General features: G+C 54.2%; 21 protein-coding genes. 17 read left to right on the plus strand and 4 right to left on the minus strand.

Going from position 1 to position 22,773, the window contains the following annotated elements; all coding sequences use genetic code 11:
* Positions 1-214: 214 nt before the first annotated feature.
* From xylB to AC2FNR_RS11640, 3 genes are read left to right on the plus strand one after another with little or no spacing between them, the layout of a single operon-like run.
* Positions 215-1,672: a xylulokinase gene (xylB, locus tag AC2FNR_RS11630; protein ID WP_496849143.1), complete on the plus strand. Its 1,458-nt coding sequence runs from the start codon at positions 215-217 to the stop codon at positions 1,670-1,672.
* Positions 1,669-2,622 (plus strand): aldose epimerase family protein, encoded by a 954-nt coding sequence (locus AC2FNR_RS11635; protein ID WP_496849144.1) that lies wholly within the window; start codon positions 1,669-1,671, stop codon positions 2,620-2,622. Before xylB ends, AC2FNR_RS11635 begins: the two co-directional genes overlap by 4 nt.
* Entirely contained in the window at positions 2,619-3,920 is a 1,302-nt protein-coding gene (locus AC2FNR_RS11640; RefSeq protein ID WP_480865559.1) for a cytochrome-c peroxidase, read from the plus strand. The genes AC2FNR_RS11635 and AC2FNR_RS11640 overlap by 4 nt, the downstream gene beginning before the upstream one ends.
* Here the strand turns inward: AC2FNR_RS11640 and AC2FNR_RS11645 are convergent, their stop codons facing one another.
* A complete protein-coding gene (locus tag AC2FNR_RS11645; RefSeq protein ID WP_496849145.1) occupies positions 3,921-5,432 on the minus strand; it encodes a CRTAC1 family protein in 1,512 nt (503 codons plus the stop codon).
* Entirely contained in the window at positions 5,422-6,639 is a 1,218-nt protein-coding gene (locus tag AC2FNR_RS11650) for an ROK family transcriptional regulator (RefSeq protein WP_496849146.1), read from the minus strand. The genes AC2FNR_RS11645 and AC2FNR_RS11650 overlap by 11 nt, the downstream gene beginning before the upstream one ends.
* A gap of 151 nt (positions 6,640-6,790) precedes the next feature.
* Between AC2FNR_RS11650 and xylF the strand changes: the two genes are divergently transcribed.
* From xylF to xylA, 4 genes are read left to right on the plus strand one after another with little or no spacing between them, the layout of a single operon-like run.
* Entirely contained in the window at positions 6,791-7,810 is a 1,020-nt protein-coding gene (gene xylF, locus AC2FNR_RS11655) for a D-xylose ABC transporter substrate-binding protein (protein ID WP_170354203.1), read from the plus strand.
* A 60-nt stretch (positions 7,811-7,870) separates the two neighbouring features.
* Positions 7,871-9,169, plus strand: coding sequence for a sugar ABC transporter permease (locus tag AC2FNR_RS11660; RefSeq protein WP_170751253.1), 1,299 nt, complete (start codon positions 7,871-7,873; stop codon positions 9,167-9,169).
* A complete protein-coding gene (locus AC2FNR_RS11665) occupies positions 9,169-9,972 on the plus strand; it encodes an ATP-binding cassette domain-containing protein (protein ID WP_496849147.1) in 804 nt (267 codons plus the stop codon). The genes AC2FNR_RS11660 and AC2FNR_RS11665 overlap by 1 nt, the downstream gene beginning before the upstream one ends.
* 9 nt (positions 9,973-9,981) lie before the next feature.
* Positions 9,982-11,289: a xylose isomerase gene (gene xylA, locus AC2FNR_RS11670; RefSeq protein WP_496849148.1), complete on the plus strand. Its 1,308-nt coding sequence runs from the start codon at positions 9,982-9,984 to the stop codon at positions 11,287-11,289.
* 1,376 nt (positions 11,290-12,665) lie between these two features.
* Here xylA and AC2FNR_RS11675 read toward each other — a convergent pair.
* A complete protein-coding gene (locus AC2FNR_RS11675; RefSeq protein ID WP_496849280.1) occupies positions 12,666-13,079 on the minus strand; it encodes a hypothetical protein in 414 nt (137 codons plus the stop codon).
* Here AC2FNR_RS11675 and AC2FNR_RS11680 point away from each other — a divergent pair.
* Positions 12,991-13,611: a L,D-transpeptidase gene (locus AC2FNR_RS11680; protein WP_496849276.1), complete on the plus strand. Its 621-nt coding sequence runs from the start codon at positions 12,991-12,993 to the stop codon at positions 13,609-13,611. The two genes, AC2FNR_RS11675 and AC2FNR_RS11680, sit on opposite strands and share 89 nt — an antisense overlap.
* Positions 13,612-13,621: 10 nt before the next feature.
* On the opposite strand, the gene AC2FNR_RS11685 is transcribed toward AC2FNR_RS11680, so the two are convergent.
* Positions 13,622-13,867 (minus strand): hypothetical protein, encoded by a 246-nt coding sequence (locus AC2FNR_RS11685; protein ID WP_496849149.1) that lies wholly within the window; start codon positions 13,865-13,867, stop codon positions 13,622-13,624.
* 392 nt (positions 13,868-14,259) lie between these two features.
* Here AC2FNR_RS11685 and AC2FNR_RS11690 point away from each other — a divergent pair, with 392 nt between their 5' ends.
* From AC2FNR_RS11690 to AC2FNR_RS11730, 9 genes are all read left to right on the plus strand, one after another.
* Positions 14,260-14,850 (plus strand): L,D-transpeptidase, encoded by a 591-nt coding sequence (locus AC2FNR_RS11690; RefSeq protein ID WP_496849150.1) that lies wholly within the window; start codon positions 14,260-14,262, stop codon positions 14,848-14,850.
* Positions 14,851-14,918: 68 nt separating this feature from the next.
* The gene (locus tag AC2FNR_RS11695) at positions 14,919-15,368 is read left to right on the plus strand and encodes a c-type cytochrome (RefSeq protein WP_496849151.1); all 450 of its coding nucleotides are present in this window, start codon (positions 14,919-14,921) and stop codon (positions 15,366-15,368) included.
* A gap of 396 nt (positions 15,369-15,764) precedes the next feature.
* Entirely contained in the window at positions 15,765-16,334 is a 570-nt protein-coding gene (locus AC2FNR_RS11700; RefSeq protein WP_496849152.1) for a c-type cytochrome, read from the plus strand.
* A gap of 9 nt (positions 16,335-16,343) precedes the next feature.
* Positions 16,344-17,243, plus strand: a complete 900-nt coding sequence (locus AC2FNR_RS11705; RefSeq protein ID WP_496849153.1) for a c-type cytochrome — start codon at positions 16,344-16,346, stop codon at positions 17,241-17,243.
* A 39-nt stretch (positions 17,244-17,282) separates the two neighbouring features.
* A complete protein-coding gene (locus AC2FNR_RS11710; RefSeq protein WP_496849154.1) occupies positions 17,283-18,653 on the plus strand; it encodes a multicopper oxidase family protein in 1,371 nt (456 codons plus the stop codon).
* On the plus strand, positions 18,653-19,126 hold the full coding sequence (locus tag AC2FNR_RS11715) for a c-type cytochrome (RefSeq protein WP_496849155.1): 474 nt from the start codon (positions 18,653-18,655) through the stop codon (positions 19,124-19,126). The genes AC2FNR_RS11710 and AC2FNR_RS11715 overlap by 1 nt, the downstream gene beginning before the upstream one ends.
* Positions 19,127-19,277: 151 nt before the next feature.
* On the plus strand, positions 19,278-21,788 hold the full coding sequence (locus tag AC2FNR_RS11720) for a heavy metal translocating P-type ATPase (protein WP_496849156.1): 2,511 nt from the start codon (positions 19,278-19,280) through the stop codon (positions 21,786-21,788).
* Between the two features lie 15 nt (positions 21,789-21,803).
* The gene (gene cueR, locus AC2FNR_RS11725) at positions 21,804-22,190 is read left to right on the plus strand and encodes a Cu(I)-responsive transcriptional regulator (protein ID WP_496849157.1); all 387 of its coding nucleotides are present in this window, start codon (positions 21,804-21,806) and stop codon (positions 22,188-22,190) included.
* A gap of 9 nt (positions 22,191-22,199) precedes the next feature.
* Positions 22,200-22,733: a hypothetical protein gene (locus AC2FNR_RS11730; RefSeq protein WP_496849158.1), complete on the plus strand. Its 534-nt coding sequence runs from the start codon at positions 22,200-22,202 to the stop codon at positions 22,731-22,733.
* Positions 22,734-22,773 lie beyond the last annotated feature (40 nt).

Raw genomic sequence — 22,773 nt, forward strand, 5'->3', positions numbered from 1 at the left:
TCGAAATCAAATCAGACGTTCTTGCATCAAAAAAACGGTTTTAGTGGCCGTAAAATAGGCAGGTTGGGCTCAGGAAACCGCGTCACGCTATTTTCTAAAGTCCGTAGTGGCGGATGTTTAACGCACTGGAAACCAAATTGCTTGAAACTTTTATTGACAATATCTTTCCGTAAAATAATTTTAGTAACTAAAATAAAATATGGGTGGTTTGAAAATGTATCTCGGTCTGGACTTGGGAACATCCGGTCTTAGGGGAATTCTTGTCAACGACGCGGGTATCGTTGAAGGTAGTGCCGAGTCTAGAATTCTCACGTCTTGCCCAAAGCCTGGTTGGTCCGAACAGTCGCCTTCGGACTGGATAGAGGCTTGCAAAGAAGTTGTCCTTCAGCTTCGTGAAGCACACGGAACGTCGTTTTCCGCGCTGCGTGGCATTGGTTTGAGCGGACACATGCATGGTGCGACCCTTCTGGATGCCAATGGCGACGTGTTGCGGCCCTGCATTCTTTGGAACGACACAAGGGCTTCGAGAGAAGCAGAGATTCTTGATCAATCACCCGGTATGCGTGCCAGTTCAGGCAATATCGTTTTTCCGGGTTTTACGGCGCCCAAGTTGGAATGGGTTCGTGCAAATGAACCTGACCTGTTCGTCAAAATTGCCAAAGTTCTGCTACCTAAAGACTACTTGCGGCTCTGGCTGACAGGGGATTACGTCAGTGACATGTCTGACAGTGCGGGGACTTCATGGCTGGACGTAGGTGCACGGCGATGGTCGGAAACTGCCCTGGAACAAAGCCACATGAACATCAAACAAATGCCCCGATTGGTCGAAGGCAGTGATCCGGGAGGAGAGTTGCGGTCCGAGTTGCAGAAAGAATGGGGGGTGTCTGGACAAGTCGTGATTGCTGGCGGAGCAGGGGACAATGCCGCTGCTGCCTGTGGGATAGGCAGTATCAGCGACGGAACTGGCTTTTTGTCTCTCGGAACCTCGGGTGTGCTGCTGGTGTCCAGGGACAAGTATGCTCCAGCGCCAGAAACAGCTGTACACTGTTTTTGCCATTCTGTCCCTGACAGGTGGATTCAGATGGGTGTTATCCTGTCTGCGACAAATAGTTTGAACTGGCTCTCCCGCAACCTTGGCCAGCCCGTTAGCGACTTGGTCGCTGCGCTGCCTGCTGATCTGGATGGCCCATCAGAGATCACGTTTCTACCTTATCTTTCAGGTGAGCGGACGCCGCACAATGACAGTGCAATCCGTGGTGCGTTTCTGGGTGTGGATATTTCCTCGGAGGCCACCGATTTGACGCGGGCAGTCATGGAAGGCGTCGCCTTTGCAATGCGGGACTGCCTAGAGGCCCTCAAGAGTACCGGAACAAAACCAACGAGCCTTTTGGCCGTTGGCGGCGGTGCGCGATCTCATTATTGGTTGAAAAGTCTGGCCACTGTGCTCAATACGCCCCTGGCCTTGCCGCAGGGCAGTGAGTTCGGAGCCGCCATCGGTGCCGCCCGTCTGGCAATGTGCTCGGTCACTGGTGCACTCCCGGGCACAATAATGACGTCTCCCAAAATCGACAGGGTCATCGAACCTCGTCAGGACTTGGTCGATGCTTTCGAAACCGAGTACCAACGCTACCGGCAATACTATTCGGCGTTAGCACCTTTTGCCAAACGATGAACACAAGACGGGACATATCTCCTCAGATCGACAGGGCCGTTCTGAGTGATGGCGATATGCGAGTGTCGCTGCTCAGCTACGGAGCCACAACTCAAAGCTGGTGGTACAAGGGTTTGCCAATGATCCTTGGATACGAGAACCCGCAGGACTATGTCGCCGACAAAAATTATCTGGGCGCAATCGTCGGGCGTGTCGCCAATCGGATCGGACAAGCGCATTTTGACATGGGAAACGTTCGTTATGAGCTTGACGCGAACGACGGTCAAAATTCTTTGCATGGTGGGCGCGCAGGGCTATCGCATCAGAATTGGGCTCTTGAGAGGATAACAGTAAACGAGGCCATATTGCGCCTCACTTCCCCAGAGGGTTCCGGCGGGTTTCCGGGAGAAATCAAATTTGAAGTGCGGGTAAGGCTGGACTACCCGCGTTTGACCTATTCCATTTCGGCGCAACCGGATCGGCCGACACCCATAAGTATAGCGCAGCACAACTATTACTGCCTGGGTGGAGCGGCGGGCATTTCCGAGCATTGTCTGCGGCTGACCTCAAGCCGCTATCTTCAAGTTGACAATCGGGGAATTCCCTCTGGCAAATTTGAGGATGCAAGTGAGGGTGAGATGCAATTCACTGTGCCGAAAGCGATCGGTGCCGCTTTGACGGACTTGGACAACTATTTCGTTTTTGACTGCACACGAGATAATGGGTTTCCGGTCGCTGACCTTACTGCACCCAACGGTTTGAAGTTGTCTGTCTGGTCAGACCAGGCAGGGGCGCAGGTTTACTCTGGCGCTCACCTGACGAAACCCTTTCACAAAAGCGCCGGTGTGTGCATCGAGCCGTCAGGTTATCCCAATGCGCCTAACATCCCCGAATTCCCGTCGATCATTTACACGCCCGAAACCCCTTACGAGCAGACCTTGATTTTGGAAATTTCCGAGGGTGGCACATGAGGTTTGCTGCTCCGATTATTGCTTTCGGCGTGGTGATTGCGTCCATCACGTCCGCAACGTCTCAGAACCTCGGTCCGAACCCAGAATTTGTTGAATCTGATCCGGCTAGTGTCCAACTTGGACGGCTGCTTTTCTATGACCCGATCTTATCCGGAAACAGGAACATCAGCTGCGCAACTTGTCACCACCCCAAGCTTGGCACGTCAGATGGGCTCTCGCTTGGGATCGGAGAAGGGGGTTCGGGTTTGGGGGCAGGGCGCAAAATTGACACTGACAACCCGCCGGAGCAACGCATTCCGCGCAATTCGCCGGGGCTTTGGAACCTTGGTGCAACCGAATTCACAACCTTCTTTCATGACGGGCGCCTTGAAACTGATCCGACGCGCGAGAACGGTATCAGGACGCCGCTGGGCACGCACATGCGGTCAGGTTTCAATTCAGCTTTGGCAGCTCAGGCAATGTTTCCAGTGCTTTCGCCCGATGAGATGGCAGGCCACTATTCCGAGAATGATGTCAGTCAGGCTGTACGTCTAGGGATGCTTACTCAGGAAGGGGGGGCGTGGGATCTGATTGCAGCTCGCGTCGCGGCCATCCCAGAATATGAACACCGATTTTCCTTAACCGCTCCTGGGGACGCGATAACGTTCTCGGCTATTGCGAATGTAATTGCAGATTTCATTGCGTTCGAATGGCGCGCCGACAACAGCCCGTTTGACCTTGCGATGCGGGGGGAAGCAGCATTGCCCGAAGAGGCACAGCGCGGCATGCAGTTGTTTTACGGGAAAGCAGGGTGCAGTACCTGTCATTCGGGCTGGTTCCAAACAGACCATAAATTTCACTCGATTGCGCTGCCGCAGATCGGACCGGGAAAAGCAGCGCGATTTGAAAGCCATACCCGAGATGATGGACGCCTGCGCGTGACTGGTGACGCAGAGGACGCGTTTGCGTTTCGCACGCCCTCGTTGCGCAATGTAACGCTGACGGCACCATATGGGCACAACGGCGCCTATGCACGGCTTGAAGATATCGTGCGCCATCATCTCAACCCAGAGGCTTCACTGCGGTCGTACACGTTGGAAATGGCGAAACTACCTTATTTTCCTGGTGCGCAGGATCAACGGTCATTGTTGAACCCAGAGAATTTGGATGCGATTGCCAGAAGCAGCGATCTGCCGAGGATAAGTTTGACGGATCAGGAGATCAGCGCACTTCTGAGCTTTTTGGGCAGCTTGGAAGATCCCGCAGAGCGCCTTGGAGTTCCGGATCATGTTCCAAGTGGACTGCCAGTCGATCAATGATCAGCGCTCAATGCGAATGATCTGGTTCGATTGATATTCCTTCCATGCTCCTTTTTCACCATCTGGCCAAATTACGCGAACTTCTATTGCTTCCGCATCCCCCAGCCCAAAATGATGCAGCCCTGCAATGCCGCTTGCATGCCCTCCACCGATTGTGATTTCTCGGGTTTCCATACCTGACGCAGTCTTGGCCTCGATAAAGCTGCCGACCGCGAAGCGATTTGACTTGTTTTGAGAAATGTCCAGCATCACCCAATTCTCGGTCTTAGGCTGGTTTTGGTAGACCTCAAGTTCCGAGCCTCGGTTAACCACCACCAGATCCAGCCAACCGTCATTATTGAGGTCAGCCAAAGCCGCACCGCGAGACTTGGCCATAGAGGCAATGCCAGCCTCGACAGAAGCTTCTAGAAATTGACCATTTTCCTTTTGTAAAAGCAGGTTGTTGGGGTCATCCAAAGCCGCATCTGGCATCTGCTCGACATTTCCCTTGGCGACGAAGATATCGTCCAGTCCGTCGTTGTTGACGTCCCCAAATTGTGCATGCCATCCGGTCGATGGGCGGCCGTCGCCTCCCGTGTGCGGCCTGTGAGCGGTCGCGCCTTTGCCGAAGGTGGCGTCGCGCCAGGTCGGACCACCGGCTTTGGGATCGAAAATCTGCAACTTCTGATCGCCCATCGAAGTCAGGTAAACTTCGGGAAAGCCATCTCCTGTCAGATCCCGCGAAGCGATGCCCATCCCCCAGATCGAGTATGGCAACCATCCGTCTTCTTTAGAATAAAGGCTTGGTGTTTCCTCCATTGCCCATAACTGCTCTTGGCCGCCGCGCACATAGTAATGGCGATCGTTGCTGACGCGCAGATCCGCTTGCCCGGTGCGCGACCAGTCAGAAAACAGAATAGAAAGCGCGCAATAGCCTGGTTCAAGGTGTTCCGGTGGCTGGTAGCTGTCACCAATTGGCCGGAATAGGACCGTGGGTCCGCAAGTTTCAAATGGGCCGTCGGGATTGCGACGATCAACATAAGTTCCGAAGGCCAGTGTTGGCAGGGTCTGATTGGTTTCCCATGTGGCAGAGAATCCGGTTGTCCAATGATCCTCCGATTGGAAGCCCAGGGTGCTGAAGCGGCGGAACTTGCAATCAGGCTCACCCTTCAAAAGCAAATCGGGGCCCACGCGCAAAACGGCCAGATCCAGAATTCCATCACTGTCGATATCCAGCGGGTAAGCCCCAGTTACGCCGGTTATGGCAAGCGGCTCGGGGGTGTCAGCGCGAAACGATAATCCTTCGCGCGATGTGTTTCTGAACAGTTTGGATGTGTTGGTGCCGCCCGCGGCAAAGAGTTCGGGCAGCTCATCGCCGTCGCAATCGAAAACAGCGACCCCGCCGCCCACAAAATGTTCCCAGCCGCCGGCATAGATATGAGAACCTATGTCATTCTTTTGGAACTGAGGAGCGCGACTTTCTGCACTGGCCGCAGATGCAAAAGCGAGCAGGATAAAAAGCTCAGGGCGCATTTGTTGCCAGCTCTTTTACCTTAAGGATCGAGACCTGCTCAATCCCGTACGCCGCAGCACCCTTAGCCCACATAAGATCGCCCCAGTGATGCGCTTTGATTTCCGGCAAGAGGGTGTCGACATTCACGACGCCACTGCGGATTCGGGCCATCACCTCGTCCGAATACAGGTGCTCCAAATCCATTTGAGTCCCGGACAGGATAATGCATTCAGGGTCAAACAGGTTGATCAGGTTGGATATCCCCAGACCAAACATCTGGCCCGCGCGGGTCAGAACGGACTTCGCTCTTTCGTCTCCGGATCGCGCGTTTTTGTGGATCTCTGCAACCGTTTCCGTTCCAGTGCCTTGATCGGCAACGGTTGCTTCCCGGATCAATGCATAGTCGCCTACATAGGCTTCAAGGCACCCTCGCTGGCCGCATTGGCAAAGCGCGCCGTCCAGTTGAACTTTGGTGTGGCCAAACTCTGCTCCGCAGCCTCTTTCCCCGCGATACAGCTTGCCGTCCAGCACAATTCCAAGCCCTACGCCGTGTTCGATCGTCACGACCAAAAAATTCTTAAGACCCTTGCCCAACCCGAAAAGTTGTTCCGCCTTTGCCACCAGGTTGGCATCGTTTTCTATAAAGGCAGGGCAGGGCAATTCTGTCTCCAGAAACTGGCTGAAGTCGACGTTTCTCTCGGTAAGGGATGAGGACCAGTGTACAAAGTTCCGTTCAGCGTCTACGAGACCGGCAATCCCGATTGACACTCCGGACAGGGAGTTCAGGGTCGCGTTGATCTGTGCACAGGCTAGATCTAAGGCCGTGCGAATGGTTGCTACGAATGCGCCTGGCGTCATCCGGACGTCATCCAGCCGATATTTGTATGACGTAACCTCGTTTCCTTCGAAATCTGCAAGGATGACCGAGATCATGTGGCGCGCGACTTTAAGGCCCGCAATAAGATAAGATCCGCCATCCAACTGAAGTAAAACTCTGGGTCGCCCCCTTTTGGCAGACTTGGATTGGTGTTCGGTTTCGATCTCTTTGATCAATCCTGCCGAAATGAGATCGGCTGTCGCTGCAGTAACTGTCGCCGGGCTGGTTTGCAAAGCGCTGGCGATATCGATCCGTGAAATCGAGCCTTCTGTCCGGATATGTTCCAGCACCCGAAGTCGGGTGATGTTCCGCTGGTCCGCGGCATTTTGAGAAGCTTTGCTTTTCAGCATCTTGGTCTCGCGAATCTGGTTCTTAACTCAGTCTATTTGGATTCCGCCCGCCCTAACAGAGTAAATATTTTACCCGCTGAATTAAATATGGTATTCAATTTCGTGAGAGCCGCGAATCGAAACACGATGGCTCGGCAAATGGGAGGAAAACATGAAAAGAATTCTCAGCTTCTCTGCTGTGGCCACGCTGTTAGCTTCGACCGCATTCGCAGAGCCAGTGGTCGGTGTGAGTTGGTCGAACTTTCAGGAAGAACGCTGGAAGACGGACGAAGCGGCCATCAAGTCCGCGCTTGAAGCAGGCGGCGCCGAGTACATTTCGGCAGACGCGCAATCGTCTTCCGCAAAGCAGTTGTCAGATATTGAAAGTCTGATTGCGCAAGGCGTGGACGCGCTTATCATTTTGGCGCAGGACGCGCAGGCAATCGGACCGGCTGTTCAAGCTGCGGCGGACGAAGGTATCCCGGTCATTGCCTATGACCGCCTGATTGAAGACGACCGTGCATTCTATCTGACCTTCGACAACGTGGAAGTCGGCAGAATGCAGGCCCGAGCTGTTTTTGAAGCCATGCCCAAGGGTAATTACGTGATGATCAAGGGCTCTCCTACTGATCCGAACGCTGATTTCCTCAGGGGTGGTCAGCAAGAAATCATCGGGGCTGCCGTGGACAGTGGCGACATTGTTATCGTTGGTGAAGCCTACACGGACGGCTGGTTGCCCGCGAACGCACAGCGAAATATGGAACAGATCCTAACCGCCAATGAAAACAATGTGGATGCTGTCGTGGCATCAAATGATGGTACTGCAGGCGGCGTTGTGGCAGCTTTGACTGCGCAGGGCATGGAAGGCATCCCGGTGTCCGGTCAGGACGGCGATCATGCAGCATTGAACCGTGTCGCGCTGGGAACTCAGACCGTTTCCGTTTGGAAGGATGCCCGCGAACTTGGTAAGGCAGCAGGTGAAATCGCAGTCGCGCTGAGTGGGGGAACAAGCCCCGCCGACGTGGAGGGCGCGGCCAGTTGGACGTCGCCTGGCGGTACCCAGATGAACTCGGTCTTCCTTGCACCTGTACCGATCACGAAGGACAACCTGTCTGTTGTTGTGGACGCCGGATGGATCCCATTGGAGGATTTGTGCCAGGGTGTCGAAAACGGACCTGCCCCTTGTAACTAAACTTCAAAGTCCCTGGCCCTGTCTGGGCCGGGGACCATTGCTGAATATGAAAGATCGGAAATGACCGAAACTTCGTCTCAGCCGATACCGGAAAAAGCAAAACCCAGCCTGTTCCAGCAGTTGGAACTGGATATGCGGCTTTTGGGAATGATCGGCGCGTTTGTCATCCTGTGTATAGGGTTCAACATCTTTACGGATGGACGATTCCTTACGCCTCGGAACCTGTTCAATCTGTCCATTCAGACGGTTTCGGTGGCCATAATGGCGTGCGGGATGGTGTTCATCATTGTCACGCGACACATCGACTTGTCCGTTGGAGCGCTGCTTGCAACGACGTCAGCCGTGATGGCAATGACGCAAACCGAGCTTTTGCCGCAGGTACTTGGGATGGGTTTGAACAACCCTGCAACCTGGGCGATCACCATTGTCGTCGGGCTGTTTGTCGGCACGCTGATTGGTGCGTTTCATGGCTGGATGGTTGGGTATCTGACGATACCAGCCTTCATCGTTACGCTTGGTGGGTTTCTGGTTTGGCGAAACGTGGCGTGGTATTTGACCAGCGGCCAGACGATTGGCCCTCTGGATAGTACGTTCCTGATGTTTGGCGGCACGAACGGCACATTAGGCACGACGACAAGCTGGCTGTTCGGCTTGTTCGCCACCGCAATCGCGATCTGGGCGTTGTGGAGCAGTCGTCGTGCAAAGGCGGCACATGGTTTTCCTGTCAAACCCGTCTGGGCAGAGGCCACTCTGGCCGGGATAATCGCAATTGCCATCCTTGGTTACGTTTACATCGTAAACAGCTACGCCATTCCGACGCGTCGGTTGCAGCGTATGTTCGAAGCGCGCGGAGAGACAATGCCAGAGGGGCTGGTCGTCGGATACGGTATACCGATTTCTGTCCTCATATTGATCATCGTAGCCGTAACCCTGACAATTGTGGCGCGGAAAACCCGGTTTGGACGCTACATCTTTGCCACCGGTGGAAACCCGGATGCGGCAGAGCTTTCCGGCATCAATACGCGGCTGCTGACCGTGAAGATTTTTGCACTGATGGGTTTCCTATGCGCCGTTTCTGCGGTGGTTGCTTCTGCACGCCTCGCGAACCATTCAAACGACATTGGCACGCTGGATGAATTACGGGTTATTGCTGCCGCTGTAATTGGTGGTACCGCGTTGTCCGGTGGCATCGGGACGATCTACGGCGCCATCCTTGGTGCATTGATCATGCAAGCGCTCCAATCTGGTATGGCCATGGTTGGCGTGGACGCGCCGTTTCAGAATATTGTGGTCGGCAGCGTTCTTGTGTTGGCCGTCTATATCGACATCGTCTATCGCAAACGATTGGGGGCCAAGTGATGCAAGATCAAGGCACGCAGAAAACACCCTCAAAATCTGGGCGCGGCTCCGGCGCAGCGCCATTGGTCGAAATGCGAGACATTTCGATCTCGTTCGGTGGGATCAAGGCTGTCGACCACGTGTCGGTCGATCTCTATCCGGGTGAAGTAGTCGGTCTGCTTGGGCACAACGGGGCTGGAAAATCGACGTTGATCAAGGTTCTGTCCGGCGCATATCAAATGGATCACGGCGAGATTCTGATCGATGGCAAGCCAGTCGAGATTGGCAACCCCCGTGACGCCCGCGCGAACAATATTGAGACGATCTACCAGACGCTTGCCCTGGCGGACAATCTGGACGCGACATCAAACCTTTTCCTGGGACGCGAGATGACGACGCCATTGGGGTTGGTCAACGATGCCGCCATGGAGGCCGAATGCCGAAAGATTATGGCGCAGCTCAATCCGAACTTTCAGAAGTTCAATGACCCTGTCTCTGCGCTGTCGGGTGGTCAAAGACAGTCGGTCGCGATTGCCCGGGCCGTCTATTTCAACGCTCGTATTCTGATTATGGACGAGCCGACAGCGGCGCTGGGGCCGCATGAGACACAAATGGTGGCCGACCTGATTCACCAGTTGAAGGCGCAAGGTATCGGCATCTTCCTGATTGATCACGACGTGCATGCTGTAATGGAGCTATGCGATCGCGCTTCGGTCATGAAGAACGGAAAATTGGTTGGGACCGTCGATATTGCAGACGTAACAGATGACGATTTGTTGTCGATGATCATTCTCGGCAAGCAGCCAGAACAAAAAGCAGAATAGGGGGCAGATATGCCAAGCGGATTTTTTGAAGGGATCGAAGAGATCCGGTTTGAAGGCGTAGACAGCGACAACCCCATGGCCTTCCGCCACTACAATCCCGACGAAGTTGTCATGGGAAAGCGCTTGGAAGACCATCTTCGGTTCGCGGTCGCCTGGTGGCACTCCTTCGCGTGGGAGGGTGGAGACCCCTTTGGCGGACCTACATTCGAACGCCCATGGCATCCTCAGGACGACATGGGACGGGCCCGATTAAAGGCGGATATTGCTTTTGAACTGTTCGAGCTGCTGGGTCAGCCCTTTTTCTGCTGGCACGACGCTGACATTCGGCCCGAGCAGGGCAATTTTGCCGATAACTTGAAAACTCTGGAAGAAATCACCGATTACATCGGTAAAAAAATGCAAACGTCCAGCACCAAGCTCCTTTGGGGTACCGCCAACATGTTTAGCCACCGTCGGTGGATGTCAGGCGCAAGCACCAACCCCGATCCGGATGTTTTTGCTTTTGCGGCAGCAACGGTAAAGTCGTGCTTGGATGCGACCCACAAGCTTGGTGGCGAAAACTATGTTCTGTGGGGCGGGCGTGAAGGCTACGAAACTCTGCTAAACACGGACCTGAATACTGAACTGGATCATATGGGCCGGTTCTTGAACATGGTCGTAGAGTACAAACACAAAATCGGCTTCAAAGGCACCATCCTTGTAGAGCCCAAACCACAGGAGCCGTCCAAGCACCAATACGACTACGACGCCGCGACCTGTATTGGATTCCTCAGGAAATACGGTTTGGAAAGCGAAGTGAAGTTGAACCTTGAGCAGGGACACGCGATCCTCGCCGGGCATAGTTTCGAGCATGAAATAGCAGTTGCCGCTGCCGAGGGGATGCTGGGTTCGATTGATATGAACCGAAACGACTATCAGTCAGGGTGGGACACGGATCAATTTCCTAACAACACGCCAGAGGTTGCTTTGGCATATTACTACATTCTGAAAGCCGGAGGTTTTACAACTGGTGGCACCAACTTTGACGCTAAAGTACGTCGCCAGTCGCTTGATGCAAAAGATCTTGTTGCAGCACACATCGGCGGAATGGACATCTGTGCAAGAGGCTTGAAAGCCGCGGCTGCTATGATTGAAGATGGCGGTCTGGAGGATGCGCTGTCTGAACGGTATTCCGGTTGGAACGCTCCGGAAGCGGCGTCTATGCTGAACAGTAGTCTCGAGGACATCTCTGCGCGAGTTTTACAGGACAATATCAACCCGGAACCACGATCTGGGTGTCAGGAAATTCTGGAAAACTATGTGAACAGGTTTGTTTGACCGAGGAAAAATATCAGCTGAAGTATTGTCAAAAGAACTTGGAGTGAACTGAGCAGAGGCTTTTGTAGTCATCACGCATGACTAAGTGATTGCAATCAGATCACTTTAAGCCGAAAGGATCACGTGCTGTTATAGTGCGCTTAAGTGGATCAGCGCTAATGGCCTGCCTAACGCAGGACGGAGGTTTTAAAGCTGCACTGGACGGCGCAGATGGCCAGTACCCGCCAACCTAAGCAGTAGTTTATTTGTCAACGCAACAGGCTGCAAAGGTTTTACTATTCGTTTTCGTCCAGACGCAGCGACCTGCTGGCTTGATGCGTCGAAAAACACGCGTGTTTTGAAAAGTAGGCGGCGGGACCAAGTTGCAATAGTTGCCTCACGCCCATTCCGGCAGTCAAGAAATGCAGGTTGGTAAGGTCAGTGCCCTCGCTGTTCATGGCTGAGCCGACTGATCGCGCTCAGGAGCCACGATCGATAGGCGGGAATTCCTCAGTCTCGACTGTGTTTTGGCATCTTTCTCAATTGATTTAGTCTGACATGTTCCTGCGGAATTTCAGCAAGGGTGCTTAACATAGAGTGCTGTTTCCTGCCTTGCCTCACACTTGTGTAAATCGCCCGGGTGCAAGCTGATGGCGACAATTAGTCTGGTGCAGTCGACAAAAACCGCAAAACTCAAAAAGTTATCCTGCGGACGCAGGGTATTTTTTGGTTGTCCGACTAAGTGTGAGAATAGAGCAAAGTCGCCGTAGTAGGCTTCAAAAGGAAAACAGTTGGCTTTAACAAAGTTCAAAAAGCCTATTAGTATGGCGGCTTTGATCCAAACTATCGCAACAACGGAAATCTCATCACGCCCGGAAATGCGTTGTTTTCCGTTTTTTGCGTAGGGATAGTGGCGGAGAGACAGGGATTCGAACCCTGGGTGGGCTTGCACCCACAACGGTTTTCGAGACCGTTTCCGATACAAAAACCGAAGTCGTCACATCAATAAAACAGGGGCTTTGTGGCGGCAAAATCAGCACATTCGGCACGGAAAGCGGGCAGGGGTGTCATAGAAAAGCGTCATAGTTATTTAAGGTGAGTGACCTTCGTCAGAGGTTGCCGAACGCTCGTTGAGCTTCCTTAGGGCGGAACCGCAATTTCTGGGGCAACTTTGCGTGACTTTCTAAGACCGAAGTCTTCTTCGCCCGACCAGTTAGTCTGGAAAGCCAAGCATTGCAGGCGGCACTCGTTTTTAGCATCATTTCAATCAAATGTTCCGCAAGGAACCTCGCGATCAACATAGTGGTGAGGCCCATAACAGCCTTCCGTACCGCGGTTATGCCAATTACCCTGGTGGTGCCCGCCTGTGCATCCGGACAAAGCTATTGTCACGGCTACTAAGGTGACCATTCCGCGAGAGCATCGTATCCAGTGGATCTGTTCCATGTGCCAACGACAGTACCGGCAATGAGGAAATCGGTGCCTTGACGCAAGTCAAAGTGCGCGCTGGTATTGCGACCTTCGCCATTGTTGAGCTGACAACTACCGTTGATAAAAAGTACCAGTTTGTCGGTGATTTCTTTCGAATTTGATAAATGGTTGGAGTTTTTTCTCGAAACTTGAAAGCCTGAGAGACCAACGTACTCTTCAATGGGTCGCAAGCAGCAGGGGTTGATGAGATAAATGCTGAACAGAAGACACTTACTTGCAACCTCTTTGGCCATGCTCGCACAGCCTGCGTTTTCTTCCTCTGCGTCGGCATCTACTTCTTCGCAATGGTCGGCATGGGATGCCAGAGTGACGCCGCCCAATTTCGATCCCGCGTCATCCAATCCTTGGGGGTTACACCCTCGTTTCCTACCTCAGCGTGTGCAAACCAACCGAGCGCTTGTTCCGGGTGACATCCATGTCGATGCGGTAGCGCGATATCTGTATTTCATCGAAGACGGTGGCACGGCAATGCGCTACGGCGTAGCTATTGCGCGGGGTAATCTCTATGAGCCCGGAGTCTACACAATCAAGCGAAAGGCCAAATGGCCGCGTTGGACTCCCACCGCCGAAATGATTGAGCGCGACCCTGATGAATATGCACAATTCGCAAATGGTGTGCCGGGTGGGCCAACAAACCCATTGGGATCAAGGGCGCTTTATCTCTACGAAGGTGGTCGCGACACATACTTGCGAATTCACGGAACACCCTATCCAAGATCTATCGGAGGTCGCGCAAGTTCCGGCTGCGTAAGGATGGCGATGCCACATATCATCGGACTGTATGACCGTGTCCGGCCGGGTGCAACGGCGCATCTCTATCCTCCCGAGCGGCATTTGACCGCGACCAGCTGATAGGTGCTTGTCAGGCGCGCGTGCAGATTGGGCGCCCTTCAATCGTCCTGAGTGGCAGGTAGGTCGTTTCAACCGGCCCCACGTAGCGATACCAATAGCAACCGTCCTCAGGCATGATTTTCACGGCGTTCAGGTCTTGCCCCGGAGCAGCAATCTGGGCAACGGCTTCAGGAACTCGGGAAAGCGTTCCGGGCTCGCTATCTGCAGATATTGACGTTGTTTCGGAACAAGCGCCAACAAACAAAAGTATGCTCATTGCTTGGAGTGCTTTGTTCAAGGACATGGTGTTTCGCCCACTGTGATTATCATTTTGTAGTATCTGATACCTTCGCATCGGTGGGTGATCTCATCAATTCACCAAGATCTATGCGATTGTTAGCGTTGCTTTTTTGTGTTCGGCCAAAACAAAAAAGCCAAGTTTTTCTCAAAGCAAAATGGCGTTACGCTGAAGAAAAGTTATTTTTTACAATGACTTGGTGATTTGAAGCCACCTCAAGAAACAAAGTCTCTGTGCCGACGGCAACGAAAATCCAGACGAAATCTCCCTTACGCAAAGCCTGTTGCTTGTTGACCTTCCAGCGCAGGAACCGGGCATACGAGCAAATTGAGTCGCGAAACACGTCGCGAAACACAAAAAGACCGTTTGGGATGGCAGGCATGAAGCAGAGCAAAGAAAGAAAGGCTGTTACGCGACGCGGAGTGATTGCCGCGTTTGCTGCGACGACGCTTTTTCCAGCACCGGCCGTTTTGGCCCAATCAACGGCAACTGAGGGGACGCGCCGCAATGTTTCATCATTCCGCGTTGCCAGATGGCAGGACCACTTTGATACCTTGAAGAACGGGGTTATCCTGTCCGATACACAGTCCAAGGTCCTGCAGTATTGGTCAGAAGATGAAAGCGTCTACCGGATGTATCCGACCAGCGTGCCGCTGACTGAAGATCTTACACGTCTGGGCTACACCACAGTTATTCGCAAAGTCGAAGGGCCATCTTGGCGACCAACGCCGGCAATGAAAGAGCGCAATCCCGCATGGCCCGACTACGTAGGCCCGGGTCCTGAGAACCCTCTGGGGACACATGCGCTCTATTTGAGCTGGCAATACTACCGCATCCACGGCACCAACGACACGCGCAAGATCGGGAGAAGATCCTCCAACGGCTGCATTGGTTTGTACAACGAGCAGATCGCGGACTTATTCAAACTGGCTACCGTGGGCACGCAGGTAAAATTGATCTGAGCTTGGTTGAAATGATTTTCCTGCCAGCTGCTTGAGTTCGGTGACTGACAACGACGTGAAAAACTGAGATGGACAAACTTACACTCTTGATAGGCGGGGTAGCGATCGCAGGTGCCGCCGCTATCGTCTACAATCTCAATCAGCAACCAACTGGCCATTCGATGATGCCACCTGATACGTCGGTGCTGGAGCCAGGAGACCCAATCCAATACGTCAATTTGCCAGAGCAGCTGAGCGAATTTGCTGCCGTCGGCAAAGTGGCATTCGACGCCAAATGTGCGGCGTGTCATGGCGCGAACGCAACTGGTCTGGAAGGGCTCGCGCCACCATTGGTGCATAAAATCTATGAACCAAGCCACCATTCGGACGAGTCATTTTTTATCGCGGTCCAGAATGGAGTTCGAGCACACCATTGGAAGTTTGGAAATATGCCTCCGGTCGATGGGTTGACCCGTGCAGATGTGAAAGGCATCGTGGCTTACATCAGAGAGTTGCAGCAGGAAAACGGGATTTTCTGAAAGTGACAAGCCGAATGCGCAGTGCAGTTCGTTACATCATCCTGTCATTGGTGCTGACCATTGGCGGGTTCCTTGCGACGGCCGATGCTGCTCATGCGCACGGTAGCAACTCTCATCACGTGAGCGTGCAAACTGACACCATCGATGTGGAGCACATAAAGCAGGGCCATCCCGGGCATTGCCATGGCGGAATGACTTGCAGTGCGGTCGGACTGTTTTTGACGGGCACGACTCCGACTTCTCCGCTCAGCTCGGAAAAAAGATTCTCAGTTCCGCGAACCCAGTACAAGGTTCTTGGTATCACGGCGTTTGACCCACCGCCGCCGCGTGTCCTGGTCTGACCAGTCGAATTGCGCTCAACATGGGCGCGTCGAAGCAGACGACAAGGACAAAACAATGAACATTCTAAAAATGACCACAGGCGTTGCCATGGTTTCTCTGTTCGCAGCCGCCGCCCTGGCGCATGGTGGCGCAACCGGCATCGTCAAAGAACGCATGGATGGTATGTCCGCGATGAAGGACAGCATGAAGATCCTTACGCCGATGATGCAGGGTAAAACGCCCTACAATGCGAAAACGGTACGAAGCGAGGCCAAGAAAATCGGGCGTCACGCTGGTGAGAGCATGACAAAACTGTTTCCAGAGGGATCTGATGGTAAACCCTCGGAGGCGAAATCGGAGATCTGGCAGGATTGGGGATCCTTTGCAGAATTGGCCAGCCTATTGGCAACCTACTCTGAAGGCCTTGCGCTTGCGGCGGACAACGGGTTGATGGAGTCCGGATCGGGCCATGGTTCGGGCATGATGGGCGGCGCATCCATGATGGGTGGCGGTTCTATGATGGGTGCCGGGATGATGGGCAGCAGTCCAAGTCAGGCACAACTGTCTGAAATGCCGGCGGATGGTGTGTTCATGATGCTGAGCCAGACATGCTCGGCATGTCACACGCAATTTCGGTCGGAATAGGAATGCGTCATGAGACCGATATTCCGATTGGGCCTTGCTGCCGCCGTTACGGCGTCAGCGGGACTTGTTGCCGTGATGGCTTGGCCGATTGGTCAGCCCCTACAATCGCTCGACATTCAGGGTGACGTTAACCGCGGGGCGTATCTGGCAAGGGCAAGTGGCTGTATCGCTTGTCACACAGATTTTGCCAACGGGGGCGCGCCCTTGGCCGGTGGGGTGGAGTTGGATACCCCGTTCGGCACGCTCTTTTCGCCGAACCTGACCACAGATCCTGACCACGGGATCGGTGACTGGACAATCGAGGAGTTTGCTCGCGCTGTGCGTCAAGGCGTGTCACCCGGCGGACAACCCTACTACCCGGCCTTTCCTTATCCGTTCTATGCCAATTTCACGGATCAGGATATCGCCGATCTCTGGGCCGCCTGGCAAACGGTTGCACCGGTAGCGGAACCGTCAAAAGAGCAAGAAATGGCGTTCCCCTTCAATCAGAGATGGGGCCTGAAGCTGTGGCGCGCGGCTTTTCTGGAACCACCCCGTACTGATCCCGTGCCGGGCAATGACGAAGTGTGGAACCGGGGTCGGCTACTGGTCGAAGGTGCCACGCATTGTGCGGCCTGCCACACCGGGAGGAACCTGGCTGGCGCAAGAAATTCGGACACGGAACACTTCAAAGGAAGTGACTCCCTGCCGGGCGGTGACAAGGCACCGGCCATCGACTTTGAGACCCTGCAAAAGCGTGGTTGGACGGTAGATGATTTGGCCTACGCGTTGCGCACCGGCGTCATGCCTGATGGCGATGTCTTCGGCGGCGCCATGGGAGAGGTCGTAAACTATGGCACCAGCTTTCTGACAGACGAAGACCGGAAGGCAATGGCGACCTATCTGCTGGATGTGCACGACGGGGGATAATCGAGTGAGAGATCAAATTTTCTTTGGAGGGAAGTCCTCATGAAGCTCAATCGCAGGCAATTCGTTGCAGGCTCGTCGGCACTAATCGCAGTGCCGACTATCGGGAGGGCGGCTACCGCCCCCCGAATAATCGAGGCGCGTTCAGGGTTGGCACGTGTTGCCCCCGGCAGCTATCCTGAAACCGAGATATGGGGATATGATGGCGGTGTTCCGGGCCCCGAAATTCGTGCCCGGCAGGGCGAAACGGTTCGCCGGACACTCCTGAACTCACTGCCTCAGCCTACGGCAATCCATTGGCATGGACTGCGGGTTCCAAACAACATGGATGGGGTGCCGGGTCTTACACAGGAGGCCGTGCAAACAGGCGGCGAGTTTCAGTATGACTTGCCTCTGAAGGATGCAGGAACTTTCTGGTACCACTCTCATAACCAGTCAACGGAACAAGTGGCCAGGGGCCTTTACGGCGCGTTCATCGTCGACGAAATGGACCCGCCGGACACGGATCATGACATTACGATCCTGCTGGATGACTGGAGGTTGGGTCAGGACGCCCAAATCGTCGATGATTTCGGCGCGATGCATGACTGGACGCATGCAGGCCGAATGGGAAACTACGTTCACGCACACATATCGCCCATGACAGAAGTTCTGACAAACCAGCGTTTGCGACTTCGAATGGTCAACGTGGCAACTGATCGGATCATGTATGTCTCCTTAGGCGGCGCAAACGGGAAACTGGTCGCTTATGATGGCATGCCTGTAAGGCAGCCGGAGGATTTTGAAACCCTTGTTTTCGGGCCTGCACAGCGAGCAGACTTAATTGTCGATGTTACAGCGGAATCGAGCGAAGCCGTTCAAATAACTCTTCACGAACGCGATGAATCGTTTGTCATCGCTGAGATCCCGGTTTCGGGAAGCGGAACATCTGCTAATCGCAGTGCAATAGAAGCCCTGCCACCCAACCCTGTATCCTTTCTCGAAGATGTTACTGTCGCTTTGACAGTTCCATTGGTGATGGAGGGCGGGGCGATGGGCGGACTGCGTCAAGGCACTTTTAACGGCCAAGTCATGAGCACCAATGAATTGGTTCAGGAAGGGCAGATCTGGACATTCAACGGTGTCGCCGGGTTACCTGAAAACCCGCTTGCTTCCGTTTCGCGTGGCGACATAGTCCGGATTCAGATGCAGAACGACACCGTCTTTCCGCACGCTATGCACTTGCACGGGGCGCACTTCCAGGAAGTTCTGCCGAACGGCAGCCTGGGGCCGCTGCGGGACACAATCCTGGTTGACCGGATAGAAACGCGGGAGATTGCGTTCGTTGCGGATAACCCGGGGGACTGGCTGTTTCATTGCCACATGCTGTCGCATCAGGCCGCTGGTATGAAGACCTGGCTGAGCGTGGCGTGATGAACAAGAGCGCAGCGAAATGGGCGTCACTGGCTGCTGTGGTGATCATTGTCGCGGTCGCTGGCTGGGGCCTGAGTGGGCGTTCGCAGAACAGTGCTTCGGCGGATTCGGCACGTGGTGCAGTTTTGTACGCCGAAAACTGCGCGTCATGCCACGGGGTAAATTTGGAGGGTCAGCAGGATTGGCAAACACCTGATCCGGATGGCGTCTTGCGGGCGCCCCCGCATGACCGAACCGGGCACACCTGGCATCACGGCGACAAGCTGTTGTTCGACTATACAAAGTTTGGCGGGGACCAAACTTTGAAACAGATGGGTGTCGCGGACGTCAAAAGCGGCATGCCAGGCTTCGGGGACACTCTGTTGGATCAGGATATCTGGGACATCCTCACCTTCATCAAGGAGAGTTGGCCGGATCGGGAACGCAAGCTGCAAGAGCAGCGCACCAAGGCAGAACAAACGGAAGGAAACTGATGTGAACCTAATACTTGCAGTGCCCGCAGATACTTTCCGGGATATTTAGGTTCGTCATGGATGATGAGAAAGAAAGTCAACCTCATCACTTGACCTTCCTCTTGCTGGAACCCTTATGTTGCCGGTCAGCAGACTACTTTGTGGTGACAATATGACTGAAATTTCACATGCACGGTTTCAAGTTCAGGGTATGAGCTGTGCTTCTTGCGTAGGGCGCGTTGAGCGCGCATTGAAAGATGTGCCAGGGGTAGATGCCGCTTCGGTTAATCTCGCCAGCGAAAGCGTTCAGGTCGATTTCCGCGATCCAGCCGATAAAGCGGCCATTGCTGATGCGTTAAACAGCGCCGGATATCCGGCACAGACGGAAGAGGTAACGCTGGATATTCAGAACATGTCCTGCGCATCGTGCGTGGGGCGCGTTGAACGGGCATTGCAAGCGGATGATGGCGTCTTGTCCGCGTCGGTCAATCTGGCCACTGAAAGTGCAACTGTACGTTATGCTGAGGGAGTCACAACACCCGAAGCCATCGCGGCGCTTGCGGCATCTGCTGGCTATCCGGCGAGCCTGCGATCCGCGACGCGGACCGAACCACAAGACCGCAAGGCGGCAGAGATCAGCTATTTGGCGCGGCGAACGAGCTTTGCCGCTTTGCTCGCTTTGCCGGTTTTCGTACTTGAAATGGGCTCGCATGTTATTCCGGGCATGCACCATCTGATAGCGAGCACGATCGGCATTCAGAACAGCTATTACCTGCAATTTCTTCTGACCACGCTCGTTCTTTTTGGCCCAGGATTGCAGTTCTATACCAAAGGATTCCCTTCCTTGTTCAAAGGCGCGCCAGACATGAACTCTCTGGTGGCTCTGGGCACTTCGGCGGCTTACGGGTTCTCGCTTGTTTCCACCTTTGCGCCGGGTGTTCTTCCCGCCGGAACCGCAAACGTCTACTACGAGGCCGCAGCGGTGATCGTGGTTCTCATATTGCTGGGGCGGTTCCTCGAGGCGCGCGCCAAGGGGCGAACTGGTGAAGCGATCCGAAAACTGGTCGGTCTGCAGGCAAAAACAGCGCGAGTTGAGCGCGACGGATCGGTTGTCGAACTACCGATCGAGCAGATCGTTGTAGGGGATATTGTGCACGTTCGACCGGGCGAAAAAATCGCGGTGGACGGTGCCGTAGTGACCGGCGCGTCATATGTCGATGAAAGCATGATCACCGGCGAGCCGGTTCCTGCCGAAAAGACCGAGGGCGCAACTGTGGTGGGCGGAACAGTCAATGGCGCGGGCGCATTGACGTACCGGGCTGAAAAGATCGGCGCAGACACTATGTTGGCCCAGATCATTCAGATGGTCGAACAAGCACAGGGTGCCAAGCTTCCGATTCAAGGCTTGGTTGACCGCATCACGCTGTGGTTCGTGCCGGTAGTGATCGCTGTGGCCGTAATGACTGTGCTGGTTTGGATGCTGTTCGGACCCGATCCCGCGCTCAGCCTGGCGTTGGTAGCCGGGGTTGCGGTACTGATCATTGCTTGCCCCTGCGCCATGGGGTTGGCCACACCCACCTCAATAATGGTCGGCACCGGACGTGCGGCTGAAATGGGCGTCCTGTTTCGAAAGGGTGATGCCTTGCAAATGCTGCAGGAAACCACTGTTGTTGCGGTAGACAAGACAGGGACCTTGACCGAAGGACGTCCCGAGCTGACCGACCTGATCGTGGCAGAAGGAATGACCGAGGATGAGGTTCTGCGCCTTGTGGCGGCCGTCGAGGTTACATCTGAACATCCAATCGCCACGGCCATCGTGCGCGCGGCTGAAGCCCGTGGTCTGGAGCTTCCCAAGCCAGAAGACTTCACGTCGATCACCGGCTATGGGGTAAGCGCCTCAGTCGAAGGCCATACAATCCTGATCGGGGCCGACCGCCTGATGAGTCGCGAAGGGGTAGAAATGGGCGCGTTGTCTGATCGGGGCGCTGAACTCGCAATCAACGGAAAGACTCCACTTTATGCCTCCGTAGACGGAGTTATCGCAGCCGTCATCGCCGTAGCGGACCCAATCAAGACCACCACGCCAGACGCAATTGAAGCTTTGCACGGTCTGGGGCTGAAAGTAGCGATGATTACCGGCGACAATACCGCTACAGCCAAATCCATCGCGGCGCAGCTTGGCATCGATCATGTCGTGGCCGAGGTTCTGCCCGAGGGTAAAGTATCCGCGTTGCAAGATCTGCGCTCAAATGGCGGAAAACTGGCCTTTGTAGGTGATGGCATCAATGATGCCCCCGCTCTGGCGGCGGCTGACGTAGGAATTGCGATCGGGACAGGCACTGACATCGCCATCGAGGCGGCTGACGTCGTTCTGATGTCAGGCGACCTCACAGGCGTGGTCAACGCCTTCGATATTAGTCAGCGCACCATGCGTAACATCCGCCAAAACCTATTCTGGGCGTTCAGCTACAACACGCTACTCATACCGGTTGCAGCGGGGGTGCTCTATCCGTTTGGCGGCCCGTTGCTGTCGCCGGTTCTGGCTGCAGGTGCCATGGCGCTGTCCAGCGTATTTGTCCTGACCAACGCGCTGCGGTTGCGCTGGGTTAAGCCGATCAAAGATGGGCGAGAACAGATCTCGCAGAATGAAGAGCAGGCGCTGCGATCAGCGCCTGCTGAATAGAATAGGAGAACCGCTGTGAATATCGGAGATGTAGCAGAACGTTCGGGTCTGCCTGCCAAAACCATCCGCTATTACGAGGATATCGGATTCATCAAACCCAGGCGCAGCCTGAATGGGTATCGCCATTTCGACGAAAAAGAACTGCATAAACTGGCCTTCATCGGGCGGGCCCGTTCCTTGGGCTTCACTATTGAGGATTGCCGTTCACTACTGGCGTTGTACGAAGACAAAGAACGCGCAAGCGCAGACGTTAAAGAAATAGCCAAACAGAACTTAAAAGAGATCGACGATAAAATTGCCGATCTGAAAGCCATGCATGAAACGTTGTCTCATTTGATCAATGAATGTGCCGGAGACCACCGTCCCGACTGTCCAATTCTAAAAAACCTGGGCCAAGCATAGTTGCCCTCGTTGTTTGATCTGCCTCCAAGATGGGCAATAACTTTCTTTAGCCGCGGCATTCCGCCGTTTTCGAATGACTGCGGCATTAACAAATGTAGTTTTGTTATCTTCGGGCTTGTACGTTTGCCACCATCGCACTACGTCCACGATATGGTGAGTGATTTGATCACTGTTTTGAGAAAAACGCTTTTGTTGTGCGTCTGCCTGGCGATTACAGTCGTCGGCACGGTTGCGTATGCAAACAATGATTTTAAGACCGCAGACACACACAACCAACACGACATTTCGATCGCTTCAAAAGCAGCAGAATTCAAACACGACCATAGCCCTTTACATTCTACAACTGATCAACGTCACGCGGATGACCACGTGAACCATGGCGGGGAATGCCATTCCGGTATCTGTTGTGTTGGTGAATATCCGACCCACGTAGGGCTTGCGGTTTTGGCTGAAGCTTTTGGCCAGAAAAACCGTAACATGGATACCGACATCCACAACTCTCAAGCGCCCCTGACGCCCGATCGCCCTCCACAAATCTCCTAACATCCACAGGCCCGCAAGCGCGGGTTTTCATGTTGTTTCG

This window comes from Ruegeria sp. SATB045 (genome assembly GCF_059613525.1).